The sequence below is a fragment of the Psychromonas sp. KJ10-2 genome (genome assembly GCF_047323255.1).
Lineage (GTDB): Bacteria > Pseudomonadota > Gammaproteobacteria > Enterobacterales > Psychromonadaceae > Psychromonas.
On sequence record NZ_CP178827.1, the window covers coordinates 456,619 to 470,520 of the forward strand.

At 35.9% G+C, this 13,902-nt stretch carries 14 protein-coding genes; 10 read left to right on the plus strand and 4 right to left on the minus strand.

The features are described 5' to 3' along the window. Window positions 1–114: 114 nt before the first annotated feature. Both ACLKL2_RS02215 and ACLKL2_RS02220 read right to left on the minus strand, forming a co-directional pair. On the minus strand, window positions 115–1,470 hold the full coding sequence (locus ACLKL2_RS02215; RefSeq protein ID WP_413693211.1) for a sigma-54-dependent transcriptional regulator: 1,356 nt from the start codon (window positions 1,468–1,470) through the stop codon (window positions 115–117). After that, window positions 1,439–3,277 carry a sensor histidine kinase gene (locus tag ACLKL2_RS02220; RefSeq protein ID WP_413693212.1) on the minus strand — a complete coding sequence of 613 codons (1,839 nt, stop codon included), beginning with the start codon at window positions 3,275–3,277 and terminating at the stop codon, window positions 1,439–1,441. Before ACLKL2_RS02220 ends, ACLKL2_RS02215 begins: the two co-directional genes overlap by 32 nt. Window positions 3,278–3,731: 454 nt before the next feature. On the opposite strand from ACLKL2_RS02220, the gene ACLKL2_RS02225 reads away from it, so the two are divergent. The 7 genes from ACLKL2_RS02225 to ACLKL2_RS02255 all read left to right on the plus strand — a co-directional run bounded on the left by ACLKL2_RS02225 (window position 3,732) and on the right by ACLKL2_RS02255 (window position 10,211). Further along, a complete protein-coding gene (locus ACLKL2_RS02225; RefSeq protein WP_413694230.1) occupies window positions 3,732–4,328 on the plus strand; it encodes a glutathione S-transferase family protein in 597 nt (198 codons plus the stop codon). Between the two features lie 514 nt (window positions 4,329–4,842). Then, window positions 4,843–5,601, plus strand: a complete 759-nt coding sequence (locus ACLKL2_RS02230; protein WP_413693213.1) for an amino acid ABC transporter substrate-binding protein — start codon at window positions 4,843–4,845, stop codon at window positions 5,599–5,601. Between the two features lie 64 nt (window positions 5,602–5,665). Then, window positions 5,666–6,298, plus strand: a complete 633-nt coding sequence (locus ACLKL2_RS02235; RefSeq protein ID WP_413694231.1) for an amino acid ABC transporter permease — start codon at window positions 5,666–5,668, stop codon at window positions 6,296–6,298. Window positions 6,299–6,300: 2 nt separating this feature from the next. Beyond that, a complete protein-coding gene (locus ACLKL2_RS02240) occupies window positions 6,301–7,041 on the plus strand; it encodes an amino acid ABC transporter ATP-binding protein (protein WP_413693214.1) in 741 nt (246 codons plus the stop codon). Between the two features lie 687 nt (window positions 7,042–7,728). Next, entirely contained in the window at window positions 7,729–8,340 is a 612-nt protein-coding gene (locus ACLKL2_RS02245; RefSeq protein ID WP_413693215.1) for a hypothetical protein, read from the plus strand. A 160-nt stretch (window positions 8,341–8,500) separates the two neighbouring features. Next, window positions 8,501–9,082: a heme-binding beta-barrel domain-containing protein gene (locus ACLKL2_RS02250; protein WP_413693216.1), complete on the plus strand. Its 582-nt coding sequence runs from the start codon at window positions 8,501–8,503 to the stop codon at window positions 9,080–9,082. Between the two features lie 160 nt (window positions 9,083–9,242). After that, the gene (locus tag ACLKL2_RS02255; protein ID WP_413693217.1) at window positions 9,243–10,211 is read left to right on the plus strand and encodes a collagen-binding domain-containing protein; all 969 of its coding nucleotides are present in this window, start codon (window positions 9,243–9,245) and stop codon (window positions 10,209–10,211) included. Between the two features lie 82 nt (window positions 10,212–10,293). Here the strand turns inward: ACLKL2_RS02255 and hisIE are convergent, their stop codons facing one another. Together hisIE and hisF are read right to left on the minus strand one after the other, a co-directional pair. Continuing rightward, window positions 10,294–10,917 carry a bifunctional phosphoribosyl-AMP cyclohydrolase/phosphoribosyl-ATP diphosphatase HisIE gene (hisIE, locus tag ACLKL2_RS02260; RefSeq protein WP_413693218.1) on the minus strand — a complete coding sequence of 208 codons (624 nt, stop codon included), beginning with the start codon at window positions 10,915–10,917 and terminating at the stop codon, window positions 10,294–10,296. Beyond that, window positions 10,914–11,687 (minus strand): imidazole glycerol phosphate synthase subunit HisF, encoded by a 774-nt coding sequence (gene hisF / locus ACLKL2_RS02265; protein WP_413693219.1) that lies wholly within the window; start codon window positions 11,685–11,687, stop codon window positions 10,914–10,916. The genes hisIE and hisF overlap by 4 nt, the downstream gene beginning before the upstream one ends. A gap of 322 nt (window positions 11,688–12,009) precedes the next feature. Here hisF and ACLKL2_RS02270 point away from each other — a divergent pair, with 322 nt between their 5' ends. The 3 genes from ACLKL2_RS02270 to ACLKL2_RS02280 are packed head-to-tail and all read left to right on the plus strand — an operon-like array spanning window position 12,010 to window position 13,599. Then, on the plus strand, window positions 12,010–12,504 hold the full coding sequence (locus tag ACLKL2_RS02270) for a DUF2878 domain-containing protein (RefSeq protein WP_413693220.1): 495 nt from the start codon (window positions 12,010–12,012) through the stop codon (window positions 12,502–12,504). Then, complete coding sequence (locus ACLKL2_RS02275; protein ID WP_413693221.1) at window positions 12,497–13,051, plus strand: chalcone isomerase family protein; 555 nt, start codon at window positions 12,497–12,499, stop codon at window positions 13,049–13,051. The genes ACLKL2_RS02270 and ACLKL2_RS02275 overlap by 8 nt, the downstream gene beginning before the upstream one ends. Continuing rightward, window positions 13,048–13,599 (plus strand): DUF3833 domain-containing protein, encoded by a 552-nt coding sequence (locus ACLKL2_RS02280; protein WP_413693222.1) that lies wholly within the window; start codon window positions 13,048–13,050, stop codon window positions 13,597–13,599. Before ACLKL2_RS02275 ends, ACLKL2_RS02280 begins: the two co-directional genes overlap by 4 nt. Window positions 13,600–13,902 lie beyond the last annotated feature (303 nt).

The window sequence follows — 13,902 nt, forward strand, 5'->3', positions numbered from 1 at the left end:
AGTCTATTTTAATATTGGTGGTTAATAAATGCTGGAGCTAATGACTCCAGCATTTTTGTATTTAACAAAAGTAATTAGAATAAGTAACTGGCTCTTACTCCTCGCTATTTCACTCTACTCCTCACTTTTAAAGTTCTGCTTTTGTAAGCCATGTTTTTGCATTTTATCGTATAAGGTTTTACGCGGTAAGGTAAGTGCTTCCATGGTGTCTTTAATACAGCCATTACTGATACTTAAGGCTTGCTCTATTAAGGTCTTTTCAAATACCTCAACTTGTTCAGACAAACTTAAGCCAGCGTTAATGTTATTATTGGCTTGATTCAAATCTGATAAACTTCCTAATAAGATGAATCGCTCTGCGGCATTTCTTAATTCTCTGACATTGCCAGGCCAATCATGACTGATTAAGGCTTGTAACGAATCAGCAGGGAGCGCGGGTGCTGCTTTTCCATAACGTGCTGCTGCGACGAGTAAAAAATGATGAAACAGCGGAGCAATATCTTCCTTACGTTGGCGTAATGGCGGTAAGTCTAAAGTGACCATGTTTAAGCGATAATAGAGATCTTGTCGAAAATCTTCGGTTTCTTTTAAATCTACTTTTGTTGCTGCTATGATTCTGATATCTAAGTCTATGGCTTTATTAGAGCCGACTCTTTCTAAAGTACGCTCTTGTAATACTCTTAACAACCTAACTTGTGCTTGCATCGTCATAGACTCAATCTCATCAAGAAATAGAGTGCCTCCCTGTGCATATTCGAATTTACCTATGCGTTGCGATTCTGCGCCGGTAAACGCGCCTTTTTCATGGCCATATAGCTCACTCTCAATTAAGTTTTCAGGTACTGCCCCACAATTTACTGCAACAAAGTTATGCTCACTGCGTTGACTTTGTTCGTGTAATGATCGCGCGACTAACTCTTTGCCTGTCCCCGTTTCACCATAAAGTAATATATCCGCATGACTATCAGCAACTCGGCAGATCATCTGCTTTAAAGCAACAATACTTGGTGTATTGCCTATGATCCTAGGGCCTAATATATCTTTACTTTGTAGGGCTCTTTTTAATTCGCGGTTTTCCAGGGTTAACTGTCTTTTTTCAATGGCTTTACGGGTTATCTCTATTAACCTGTCTGAGGCAAAGGGTTTTTCTATGAAATCATAAGCGCCATTTCTGATTGCTTCTACTGCCATAGAGATATCACCATGACCGGTAATTAACACAATGGGTAAGTCGGCGTCTTTTTGCTGTATTGTATTTAACAGTTGTAGACCTGTGATCCCAGGTAAACGAATGTCGGAGATGATCATTAAGGGAGAGTGGCTTTGCATTGCCACTAACGCGGATTCTGCGTCAGCAAAACATTGTGCTTGTATATCTGCTAAAGCAAAGCTTTGTTGATGAGCGATGCGCATATCCTCTTCATCATCAATAAAAATATCATTGAGCGTGCTCCTTACTGCTGTTTTCATTAACTGTTTTAAGGGACAGATAGATTGGCAGGCTAATGGTGAACTCAGCGCCTTGCTCTTGTCTATTTTGGGCAGTTAATTTACCTTGCATGTTATTAATAATTTGTTGTGAAATAGAAAGGCCTAACCCTAATCCTGTTTTTTTGGTGGTAAAAAAAGGTTCAAAGAGCTGTGCTAAGTGGTTTTTATCTATGCCTGTACCTTTATCCAGTACTTTAATAATCGCTTCATTTTCGTTATAGCTAAGCCTTACTTTTATCTGTTTTTGCTGACTACCTTGCATGGATTGCAAAGCATTAGAGAGTAGGTTGATAATAATTTGCTCTAGTTGGATAGCGTCAGCTTTAACTTCAATGAAGGTGGTTGGCATATCTAATGTCAATTCAACTTGTTGACTTTTAAATTGTGCTTTAAGTAACTCTTGTGCCGCTAAAATTACCGGCTGTAACGCGACTACTTGTAATTCTCCATCGGATTTTCTCGCAAAAGATTTAAGTTGTGCACTAATTTTGGCCATACGTTCGGTTAAGGAAGTGATACGCGTTAAATTTTCATGAACATTATCTAGTTTGTCTCTGTCCAAATAAACAATGGCGTTATCAGCATAACTGCGAATGGCTGAGAGAGGGTTATTTAATTCATGACTTATGCTGGTGGATAGTTGTCCTAATACTGCGAGTTTGGCTGATTGTATAAGCTCTTTTTGAGTTGAGCGTAAAGCTGTTTCCGCTTTATGTCTTTCTTCGATTTCCGCCTGTAACGCAGACGTTCTTTCTAATACCGTCATTTCTAAGGTTTGTTTTGCTTTCGCTTCTAAACGAACTTGTTCTTGGTGGCGATGTAATTGTTGTTTAACCATGATTAAAGAGAGATAGATGAGTAAATAAAGTAAGGTGATTATTAAGGTTAAAATTAATAGTTCGATAATAATAGGGACAATCGGCGCAAAGACTCTTACTGTCCATTGCTTATCTTCAGAGACAGTGAACAAGGATAAGTAATAATTAGAGAAAGGGCGTTTATTCGCTAAAGTAAGTAAACTTGCTTGCTTATCTAATGCACCATAAATAGGTGGTAAAGATGGTATCGGGCGCTGTAAGTAACGTTTTTCATTATTGATGGCTCTGACCTGTTGTTCCGATAAAGGTTTTAAACTATGAAATAGCCAATCTGCTCTTGATGAAATAAATACGATGCCATCGTTATCGGTAACCAAAAAATCCTGCTCTTTGCCTATCCAATCCTTTTCAATTAAAGAAAGGTCCATCTTGACCACGATAACCCCAATCACCAGTTGTTCATTCTTAATTGGATAGGAAAAATAGTAACCTCGTTTTCCTGAACGAGATCCTAACGCAAAGTACTGCGCACGCTGCCCTTGTATTGCATCTTGGAAATAGGGACGAAAGTCGAAATTGTTGCCGATAAAAGTAGTGTCTTTTTGCCAATTACTGGCTGCAATGGTAGTCCCATGTTTATCAAGTAAGTAAGTGTCAGACGCAGTGACGATGTTATTTATAGATTGCAGATGTTTATTGATGTTATCTATGACAGATGGATTATTTGGGTATTGAAACGCGTTAAAGATGACATCCTGTGCCGATAATAACTGTGGAATAAACGCATAGTGTCCAAGTTGACTATCTAAGTGACGTTTAAAGCGCTCTAATTGTTGCTGGTTGCTGATTTGTAATGACTGGTAACTGGTTTGCCATAGTGTGTGGAGACTAATAATCAAGGTAATGCAGTATAATAAAAAACATAAAGTATTAATACGGCGTCCTAATGGCATATTATTAGTTGTCACAACATTATCCCTTTACTCAAAATAGGCCTATAAGTTACCTCAATCAGTGCAGTTTTGTTGTTTCTTAACGCATAGTTTAGTATTTAATCTATTGATACCTATGATAATGTGAGAAAGCGCCTATTTTATTTATTATCCTAATTGTCTTTGAACATTCTATTTATTACAAAGCCTGTGTATAGGCTAATAAAATTATCTGCTGGTGGCTTGTTTGAATAGTTTTAAGCCATTAAAAAAGTTCGCAGAATGAGTGTAAAGTAACGGGGGATTTTGATCTTAAAGCATTATTAACATACAGTGCTGTCATCGTGTTTATTTTAGGCTTTGTCGCCATGCTTGGAGTAATCCATTATTGTTAGTGTTTTCTTTACCAGGATAAGGTCAGGAGAGCTACGCTCATTTATGATTTGTGTCATTGTGCGGTACTACAGTACCCTAAGGATAGAGTATGCCAATAACCATATACGGAGATAGCCTGTCAGGCAATTGTTATAAAGTGAAATTATTATGTGCTTTATTACAGATACCGCATGATTGGGTTGAGGTTGATATTTTAAAAGGGGAAACCCGTACAGATAGCTTTTTAGCCATGAACCCCAACGCAAAGATCCCGTTACTCGTCACCGAAGATCAACAGTTTTTATCTGAATCCAACGCTATTCTTTATTATTTAGCACAACAAAGTGAATTGTTTCCTGAAACTCAATATCAGCAAGCAATTTGCATGCAATGGATGTTCTTTGAACAATATAGCCATGAGCCGTACATTGCCGTCGCACGTTTTATTCATAAATACCTAGGCAGCCCAGCAGACCGACTTGAGGAGTTAGCGGGTAAACAAGCGGGCGGTAATAAAGCTTTAGGCGTGATGGAAGTAAGGTTACAAGATTATCCCTATTTAGTCGGCGATGATTTTAGTATTGCTGATATTTGTTTGTTTGCTTATACGCATGTGGCCTATGAAGGTGGCTTTGATTTAAATGGTTATCCGGCGATTTTGGCTTGGATCTCACGTATAAAAAATCATGCAGATTATATTGCTATTGGCTAAGTGCTGATAAATTGTTCTATTCTCAAGCAGAGAAGGGCTAACTCTCTATTATATAACATTAAGTTATAAAATCCTAAACGACAGGGGTGCAATAGTAGTTTACTATTCGCTGCACATTTCCAGTTGCATGGCAGTGTTTTGCTTTAGAATCAATTATTTTGATGATTTTAATATTGATTTTACGGTAGAATTTGGCTGTTTTTCTGACAAATAATCATTTAGTTCAATTAATAAACAAAGATTGTGTTAATAGTAACAAACTGTCTAGGTATAAAAGTTAGATAGTCGGTTATTAAAAGTTTAACTCGCTTTCTATTAATATCGCTAGTTTGATTATTGGAATAATAATTATCTCATTAAACAATAATAGATAGGTTTAATGACACTTTTACTATAGCTAACCCAATAACGGTAATTAAAGGTTATTTTTAGTTGTTAAAGATAATTGTCTTGCTACTGAAAATAGATGGATCTTAATTAGCATATTGGAAACACCACCTATATAGGGATTACTATGAAATTATTTTTTAAAAAGGCACTGATTGCTTTCGTAGCAGCAAGTAGTTTATTAACTGTTCCTGTATTTGCACAAGAAACTGTGAAAGTAGGTATGTCTGGTCGTTACTTCCCATTCACATTCTCTAAGCAAGATAAACTACAAGGCTTTGAAGTTGATGTATGGAATGAAATTGCAAAACGTTCAGATTACAAAGTTGAATATGTAACAGCAAGTTTTTCTGGTTTATTTGGTATGTTAGAAGCAGGTCATATCGATACTATCTCTAACCAAATCACTATTACTGAAGCACGTACTGCTAAATATGCATTCTCAACACCTTACGTGATTGACGGTGTTCAGGTTACAGTTCGTAAAGGCCGCGATGATATTCAAGGTATCGAAGACCTTAAAGGTAAAAAAGTAGCTGTTAACCTAGGTAGTAACTTTGAAGAAGTACTGCGTAAATACGATACTAACAACGAAATCAATATCGTGACTTACGATACAGGTATCGAGCAAGATGTTGCTTTAGGTCGTGCTGATGCATTTGTGATGGATCGCGTATCTTCAGTTCAATTAATTAAAGAAGCGGGTTTACCATTACAATTAGCTGGTCACCCATTTGAAGAAATTAAAAATGCGATGCCATTCTTAAACAAACCATCTCAATTAGCTATCCGTGATCAAGTTAATACTGCTTTAGCATCAATGCGCGCTGACGGTAAATTAGCTGAGATTTCAAATAAGTGGTTCGGTACAGACATTACACAATAATATTAATCCTTAAAGAGTCGTTTTTATGCAAAGTTCTTTTGATCTTCAATACATAATTGAATTAATGCCCATTTTACTTAAGTATCTTGGGGTAACAATGGAAATGGCACTTTGGGGGTTCTTATTTGCATTAATACTCGCGCTTGGTTTAGCGCTAGTGCGAGTATTTAAAATTGCTTTTATTCAACACCTTGCGTCACTTTATATTTCATTTTTTCGTGGTACACCTTTATTAGTACAGTTATTTCTTCTGTATTATGGTTTTCCACAGTTCATGCCTATCTTTGTCGGTATGGATGCATTTACTGCCGCTATTATTGGTCTGTCATTACATTTTTCTGCATACATGGCAGAAAGTATTCGAGCAGCTATCTTAGGCATTGATAAATCGCAAATGGAAGCCTGTCTTAGTATTGGTATGACACGCTTACAGGCTATGAAACGCGTTATATTACCTCAAGCATCACGTGTAGCGACCCCATCTTTAATGAATTACTTTATCGATATGATTAAAAGTACTTCTTTAGCCTTCACTCTAGGTGTCGCTGAAATTATGGCAAAAGCGCAAATGGAAGCCTCTTCTAGCTTTAAATTTTTTGAAAGTTTCTTAGCTGTTGCAGTGATTTACTGGGTAGTCGTTATCTTCTTCACGCGTATTCAACATTTATTAGAATACAGACTTAATAAGGCTTATTAATTATGATCAACGTGTCTAAATTAAGTAAAAAATTTGGTGATTTAGCCGTGCTCAAAGAGATAAACTTTGAAGTTGCTAAAGGTGAAATTGTAGTGATTATCGGCCCATCAGGGACGGGTAAATCAACATTACTACGTTGCCTAAATTATCTGGAAAGACCGACTACAGGTATAATCACTATTGGGCCGGCGAGTATCGACGCGGTGGATCATAAAGCCAAAGATGTTACTGCATTACGTAAACAAAGTAGTTTTGTATTTCAAAATTATTCTTTATTTGCAAACAAAACGGCATTACAAAATGTAGCCGAAAGTTTGATTACTGTTTGGAAGGTTCCTAAGCAGCAAGCATTATCAACAGCTGAAGCTATTTTAGTAAAAGTAGGTTTAGCCGAAAAACTTAATGCTTATCCTTCACAGTTATCGGGTGGACAACAACAACGTGTTGGTATTGCACGTGCAATGGCAGCAAAAGGTGAAGTCATCTTATTTGATGAGCCAACGTCAGCGTTAGATCCAGAATGGGTTGATGAAGTATTAGCGGTGATGAAACAATTAGCTTTCGAGAAACAAACCATGATTGTGGTGACCCACGAAATGCAATTTGCTAAAGAGGTCGCGGACCGAGTGATCTTTATGGAAGATGGTTACATTGTAGAGCAGGGCACACCTCAACAGATATTTTCTAATCCTGAGCATGAGCGAACTAAAGCCTTTGTTAAGCGTGCTTTAAAGCAACATTAATCTATTCTAAGCTGCCTCTATTCTGGGGTAGCTGTAGGCATTTCCATCCAAGGTTTCTGCTCATTATTCTTTACAAAGAATAATGTTATTACTTTGTTAAAATAGCTGTATTACTCTTTCTCTCTTGTTATAATCTCGCGCTTTATTAATTAGGCTTTATAAAGCAAGCAACTTCTATTATTTAATATAGTTAGCATAGCGGTATTAAATCATCATTAAAGGATTAATGAGTTTAACTTGATGAGAATTAAAGAATATTAAACCATTCTTTCATCATTAATAAATTAATTCTATTTTCAGTAAAACACTTGTCAAAAACATTAAACCACTAATCTATATTCAATGGATGTAGATTAAGCCATTAATGGTGTTGATAAAGTCGCAACGTTAAGAGTTTTCGCTCATAGGTTCAGGGCAATCTTATTAGAAAAAGAGTAATTTACTATTAAAGTTATCTCTGAAGATTGCTTGTTTATACAATTGTATTCTACCACTTAACTATCATAACTTAGGTTAACTCCTTACGTGATAGAGACGTTATTGAACATGATTGGTATTTTAAAAGTGTAATTTATAAATTTGTGCTGTTGAGATCGTTAATAGGCTTTTGAGCTATACGAAATCAATTTTTAACTCATTCATCTCATTAAATATGTGAGATGAAAATCATCATGGCAGACCCTATTTATGTTTTTACTTCGCGCTTTACTCTATTTAATCGTTGTTTCTGTAGTGGCAATATTGATCAATATGGAAGGTTACCAACTTCATACTCATGCTCAATATAGCGAACATACATTGACTGAACATCTTCAAGACCTATTAACTTTCAGTAGTTGTATGTTGTTTCTATGGGCAGCTAAGTTAGATAATGCATCAAATATTATTGGTAAAATATTAGCTGCGTTATTAGCGATGATGTTTGTTAGAGAGTCTGACTCGTTATTGGATCATCATGTATTTGATGGTGCTTGGCAGATCTTGGTATGTATGATTTTCATCGCGTTAATATGTTCATTACGAGGTCAGTTATCACAGATATATAAGGCTTTAAAAGCCTACACTACTCTGCCAAGTTATGGTGTGTTCTTATCTGGGTTTATTACGCTTGTAGCGTTTTCACGACTAATGGGACGAGGTTCATTTTGGCACTCTGTGATGGGCGAACAATATGTCCGTATCGTTAAAAATATTGTAGAAGAGGGCACAGAAACTTTAGGTTATACCCTCATCTTATTGTCAGCTATTGAGTTGGTTATCAGTGCTTATCAAAAAAGAAGACAAACCATCAATGGATAATTGAATCAGTGGTAAGTAGTTAGTGTTAAATAACTGCTTACCAGTCATTCATTCTGCCACTACACTAAAGTAGTAATTTCTACTAAAGCTCCTGATATTTATATATAATCCTGCTCAAAACCTTCCTCACAAAAAATTATTAATAATAAAAGGCAACAATATGCAGGAGCAAGACCCAATCGATTACGGACCATTAGCTGGGTTAATTGGTACATGGAAAGGCAATAAAGGTAAAGATAAATCCCCCGAAGCAGATGGGTCTACAGAACTTAATGACTACTTTGAAACGCTTGTTTTTATAGAAGCAGGTGAAACATCTAATGCCGAAGAACAAACGTTGAGCGCAGTACAATACACTCAGTTAGTACAAAGAAACTCGACGGGAAAAATCATTCATCGTGAAGTGGGTTACTGGTTATGGGAGCAAGGTACTGAGAATGTTATCAACTCTTTGACCATACCCCGAGGGCTTTCTGTGCTTGCTGGCGGTAAAGCAATCACAAAACGCTCAACTGTATTTGAAGTTGAAGCTCGTTTAAATTGTCCTAATTGGCCAATTACCGAATCTGCATTTTTACAAACAAAGGCATCAACAAAATCATTGCAAAAAAAGATGACTCTTTCTGGTGATAAATTACAATATTCACAACATATGATATTAGATATTTATGGTAATGAATTTAATCATAATGACCATCACAGATTAATGAGAGAGGTTTTGATTACGGATAATTTAAGTTAATTAATAGTATTTAGTTAACTAATTTTGTCGATTAAATTTACAGTACATAAAGCACCACTTTTTAATTAATTTTTAACACTTTACATTTCAATGAATTACCTGTTTTGGTATAAAATTTGCTTTAAGAGTGCGAATATTAAATTTGCATCGAGATATATAAATGAAAAAAATTAACGCGCTGATGGCAGTCACTTTAACCTGTTATGTTAACTTTGGTTTAGCAGGCCCTCTTGAAACACTAAATGAATATAATTTAGTTGTATTAAATGATTTAACTTCAAGCAGTGAAGTTGAAGGCAAAACCATTGTTGCTGGTGATTTATCAGGCTCTAATTCTAATTATGGTACTCATCTGCCTCAGAATGACTCATCTATTGGCAGTGTGTTAGTCGTCGGTGGTGATTTATTATCTGGTACAAATGTTAATGCAAACGGTCATGATGTAGTTATTGCTGGGATAAATAATGGTAATATTAATTCAAACTCAGTGTCTAATGATACAACGCAATATGATTTTGATCTGATAAAGTCAGAGTTTGTTAACTTTTCCGGTTACCTATCTGAATTAGCCGTTAATTCTACTTTATTAAAATCAACTAACGGCCAACCATCTGCTGCTTCATTCGAAGTGGGTGATTCAGTTGGAAGTGACTTAGCAGTGTTTAATATCACTTCCGATAGTTTTTTTGAAAATAACTTAGTTCAGCAATATGATATTGACTTAAATGGTCAGTCACCATCAGCAATTATTATTAATGTGTCAGGTGAAACGGTTAACGATTCGAGTTTAGGTAATGCTGTTGGTAATATTACTAGTGACGCTTTTCGAGAGAATATTATTTGGAATTTCTTTGAAGCCACTGAGATTGATTTAGTTAAACAAATTAACGGTAGTGTTTTAGCACCATTTGCTGACCTTACGAATGCAACACCTATTGAAGGTTCTGTCGTTGTTAATAATTTTGACCAAAATGGTGAAGTACATGATTCATTATTCACTGGTGTAATTAATTATGATGTAGATACCGTTAATTTAACTGAACCAGTAACTGTCCCTGAACCTAGTATGCTGTTTATTTTATTTTCTGCCTTGGTTGGTTTTGTTTTCTGGCGTAAACAACAAGCCTAGTCGATATTGACTTTTATCGATTACAAAAAAACCGCTTACAGATAACTGGGAGCGGTTTTTTAATTTTGAGCTTAGTATTTAATTATTGGCTGTGACGTTCAGTTAACTTTGCTGCCACATCTGCTAATGATAAACCTTCATTCTGCAATAACACTGTCAGGTGGTATAACAAGTCAGCACTTTCACAAGTTAACTCATCCATATCTTTTGCCATTGCTGCTAATGCAACTTCAACACCTTCTTCACCAACTTTTTGCGAGATACGTTTTGTACCACGTGCATATAAGCTAGCTGTGTAACTGCTCTTTGGATCAGCACCTTTACGGCTTTTGATAACTTGTTCTAAATCAGAAATGAAGCTTAGTGATGGTTCTTGTTCATTTTTAAAGCAGGTTTCATTGCCTAAATGACAAGTAGGACCGATTGGATTTACAATCGCTAATAAAGTGTCGTTATCACAGTCAGAACTGATCTCAACAACATTTAAGAAGTTACCTGATTGTTCACCTTTACACCATAAACGTTGTTTAGTACGGCTGAAAAACGTCATTTTTCCAGACTCAAGGGTAGCGGCTAGTGACTCTTCATTAACATAACCTAGCATTAATACTTTGCCAGAAACTTGGTTCTGTACAATTACTGGCATTAGGTTATCTACTTTAGCCCAATCTAACGTAGCTAGTTGTTCTTCTTTCATTAAACTCATAAACGTATCTCTACCTGCTCTGTTTTAAGGTAAGATTTTAACTCACCAATATTAATTATTTGTTTGTGGAATACACTAGCAGCTAATGCACCATCAGCATCGGCTTTATTAAAGACATCGGCAAAGTGAACCATTTCGCCAGCACCGCCTGATGCAATTAATGGAACATGACAAATTGCTCTCGCTTGAGAAAGTTGGTCAATATCGTATCCGCATCGAACGCCATCTTGGTTCATTACATTCAATACAATTTCACCAGCTCCACGTGATTGCACCTCTTTGATCCAATCAAATGTATTCCATTTGGTGGTGACTGTGGCAGCTTCATTACCAGTGAATTGTTTTACTTGGTGTTGCCCGGTTTCTTCATCAAAGTAAGAGTCGATACCAATAACAATACATTGGGTACCGAATTTTTCAGCTAGACGATTAATAAGGCTTGGGTCAGCTAATGCAGGACTGTTAATCGATACTTTATCAGCACCAAATTGTAATATGCGCTGTGCATCTTCTTCAGTCTTAATCCCACCTGCAACACAGAAAGGAATATCAATAACTTCTGCTACACGGCTTACCCAACTTTTGTCTACTACTCTATCATCTGAACTGGCTGTAATATCATAAAAAACCAGTTCATCCGCGCCTTCTTCGGCATAACGTTTAGCAAGAGGAACTATATCGCCGACAATTTCATGGTTACGAAATTGTACTCCTTTAACAACTTGTCCATCTTTTACATCCAAACACGGAATAATTCGTTTTGCTAACATAAAGCCTCGCTATTATGTGGTGTCCTATTTTTGAGCTTTTAACACCCTTAAAATAATTTACCAATACTTTATTAAGAAATAATCATAAGTGATTGTAAAGATTATTAATTCATTATCAGAACATTATAACTATATTAGGGAGCAGTTTGTAGGCTTAAATCTGATTAATAAACAGATTTTAAGTCCGTATTTGTATCTTTTTACCCGTTTAAAAAAACAATCGTTATGGAATAAGGGTTAAGGCTTTATAAAGAGATCTAAAGTCTGCTTACTGACGTATGCTTATTATATTAATCAGAGTAAGAATAGGGGAGCAGTGCTGATGATTATCAATATGTTGGGGTTTAACCTAGCTTGGTTTGGTTTAGTCTATTTTGGCAATATATTTATTCCAGTGGCCTTAGTCATGTTATTACATCACTTTATTTTACAATCGAAGCTAACTAATGAAGTTAGGTTAGTGCTATTAGTGACTGTTATAGGGGCTTCAGTGGATTCTTTCTTGCACTTTATTCACTTTTTCGATTTTCCAGATTCAGCGTTAATCCCATTTTGGTTAATTGTTTTATGGGCTTGTTTTGCCAGTACTCTTTGTCATAGTTTATCTTTTCTAAATAAATCTAAAGTATCTCAGGTCTTAGTGGGTGGTGGTTTTGCACCTTTAAGTTATTTAGCAGGAACAAATTTCAATGCTGTTGAATTTAGTTACTCATGGACAGTAAGTTATTTAACACTTGCTGTTATTTGGGGAAGCTTATTCCTGCTTTTCTATTATTTAAAATCAATCATGTTAAACAAGGAAATACAATATGCTTAATATTGTGAACGGACTGATAGTGTTACTGCTATCAATTAATGTTGCCTTTGCATCAACATCAACTTCAAAAACATTAACAGACTGGCAAACTACATTACCTGAATTGTTAAACTCATCGCCTACTAAACTTGTTGGCAAGGCGACTTTCTCTGTATTTATCTGGGATATTTATAAAAGTAAGTTATCGACGACTTCAGGGCGTTTTCCTGATAAAGCAGGTTCAGTGGTTTATCAAATAAATTATCTTAAAAATATAGACTCAGAAGACTTAATAGAGAAAACCGTAGAGCAGTGGCAACACCTAGAATTTAAACCAGATCGCTATCAAGGATATGTTTCCCAATTAAAAAGTATGTGGCCTGATATCAAAGAGGGTGACCAACTTGCTTTTGTAACCAAGTCAGGGAAAAGCGCGTTTTATTACAATAATCAATTAATTGGAAGTATTGATAACCCTGATTTTTCGACTATTTTTTTGGCTATTTGGTTTTCTGAGAATACCACTCAACCAGCTTTAAGAGATAAATTATTAGGAATCGCGTCATGAATAAACTGTCTTTTACCACTGTAACTTTATTAAGCTGCTTTGCCATTAGTAGTTGCTCGCAGGATTTAAATGATTACTCCCAACATAAAAATGCATTTGATATTAAAGAGTACTTTAACGGTAATGTGACTGCATGGGGCACAATTCAAGACGCAAGTGATGTGGTCACAAGGCGATTTTGTGTTGAATTACAAGGTACTTGGAAGAACGGCGATGGGGTATTGGCTGAAAAGTTTTACTTTGATGATGGCGAGATAAGCTATCGAAATTGGCATTTTTCACAACAATCCGATGGACACTACATAGGCACTGCGGAAGATGTTATTGGTGAAGCTATTGGCTGGCAACAAGGTTTTGCGTTCAATTTAACCTATACATTATTGTTGCCCGTAGATGGCAGCACCTACCAAGTCAGTATGGATGATTGGATGTATCAACTTGATCAGCATAGAGTCATCAATAAAACAGCTATCAATAAATTTGGTGTAAATGTAGCTAATGTCACGCTATTTTTTGATAAACAACCACCTGTAAAAGGTTGTCAATAACCGGCAATGTCTATTTCTTATTTATTGTCATCTAACATTATTTACTGACAACTTGGTGTAAATGTAGCTAATGTCAGGTTCTTTTTTGATAAACAACCATCTGTATAAGGCTGTCAATAACCGGTAATGTCTATTTCTTATTTATTGTCATCTAACATTATTTACTGACAACTTGGTGTAAATGTAGCTAATGTCAGGCTCTTTTTTGATAAACAAGCATCTGTATAAGGTTGTCAATAACCGGCAATTATTGTTCCTTACTGATTGTCATTTAACGGTATTTACTGACAATCTTTATGAACC

Bases quoted from the DNA above. Each gene is read 5' to 3' on its own strand.
- ACLKL2_RS02230 (WP_413693213.1), top strand. From the start codon at position 4,843: ATGAAATTATTTTTTAAAAAGGCACTGATTGCTTTCGTAGCAGCAAGT.
- ACLKL2_RS02235 (WP_413694231.1), top strand. From the start codon at position 5,666: ATGCCCATTTTACTTAAGTATCTTGGGGTAACAATGGAAATGGCACTT.
- hisIE (WP_413693218.1), bottom strand. From the start codon at position 10,917: ATGAGTTTAATGAAAGAAGAACAACTAGCTACGTTAGATTGGGCTAAA.
- ACLKL2_RS02240 (WP_413693214.1), top strand. From the start codon at position 6,301: ATGATCAACGTGTCTAAATTAAGTAAAAAATTTGGTGATTTAGCCGTG.
- ACLKL2_RS02215 (WP_413693211.1), bottom strand. From the start codon at position 1,470: ATGAAAACAGCAGTAAGGAGCACGCTCAATGATATTTTTATTGATGAT.
- ACLKL2_RS02280 (WP_413693222.1), top strand. From the start codon at position 13,048: ATGAATAAACTGTCTTTTACCACTGTAACTTTATTAAGCTGCTTTGCC.
- ACLKL2_RS02245 (WP_413693215.1), top strand. From the start codon at position 7,729: ATGTTTTTACTTCGCGCTTTACTCTATTTAATCGTTGTTTCTGTAGTG.
- ACLKL2_RS02255 (WP_413693217.1), top strand. From the start codon at position 9,243: ATGAAAAAAATTAACGCGCTGATGGCAGTCACTTTAACCTGTTATGTT.
- ACLKL2_RS02270 (WP_413693220.1), top strand. From the start codon at position 12,010: ATGATTATCAATATGTTGGGGTTTAACCTAGCTTGGTTTGGTTTAGTC.
- ACLKL2_RS02275 (WP_413693221.1), top strand. From the start codon at position 12,497: ATGCTTAATATTGTGAACGGACTGATAGTGTTACTGCTATCAATTAAT.
- ACLKL2_RS02250 (WP_413693216.1), top strand. From the start codon at position 8,501: ATGCAGGAGCAAGACCCAATCGATTACGGACCATTAGCTGGGTTAATT.
- hisF (WP_413693219.1), bottom strand. From the start codon at position 11,687: ATGTTAGCAAAACGAATTATTCCGTGTTTGGATGTAAAAGATGGACAA.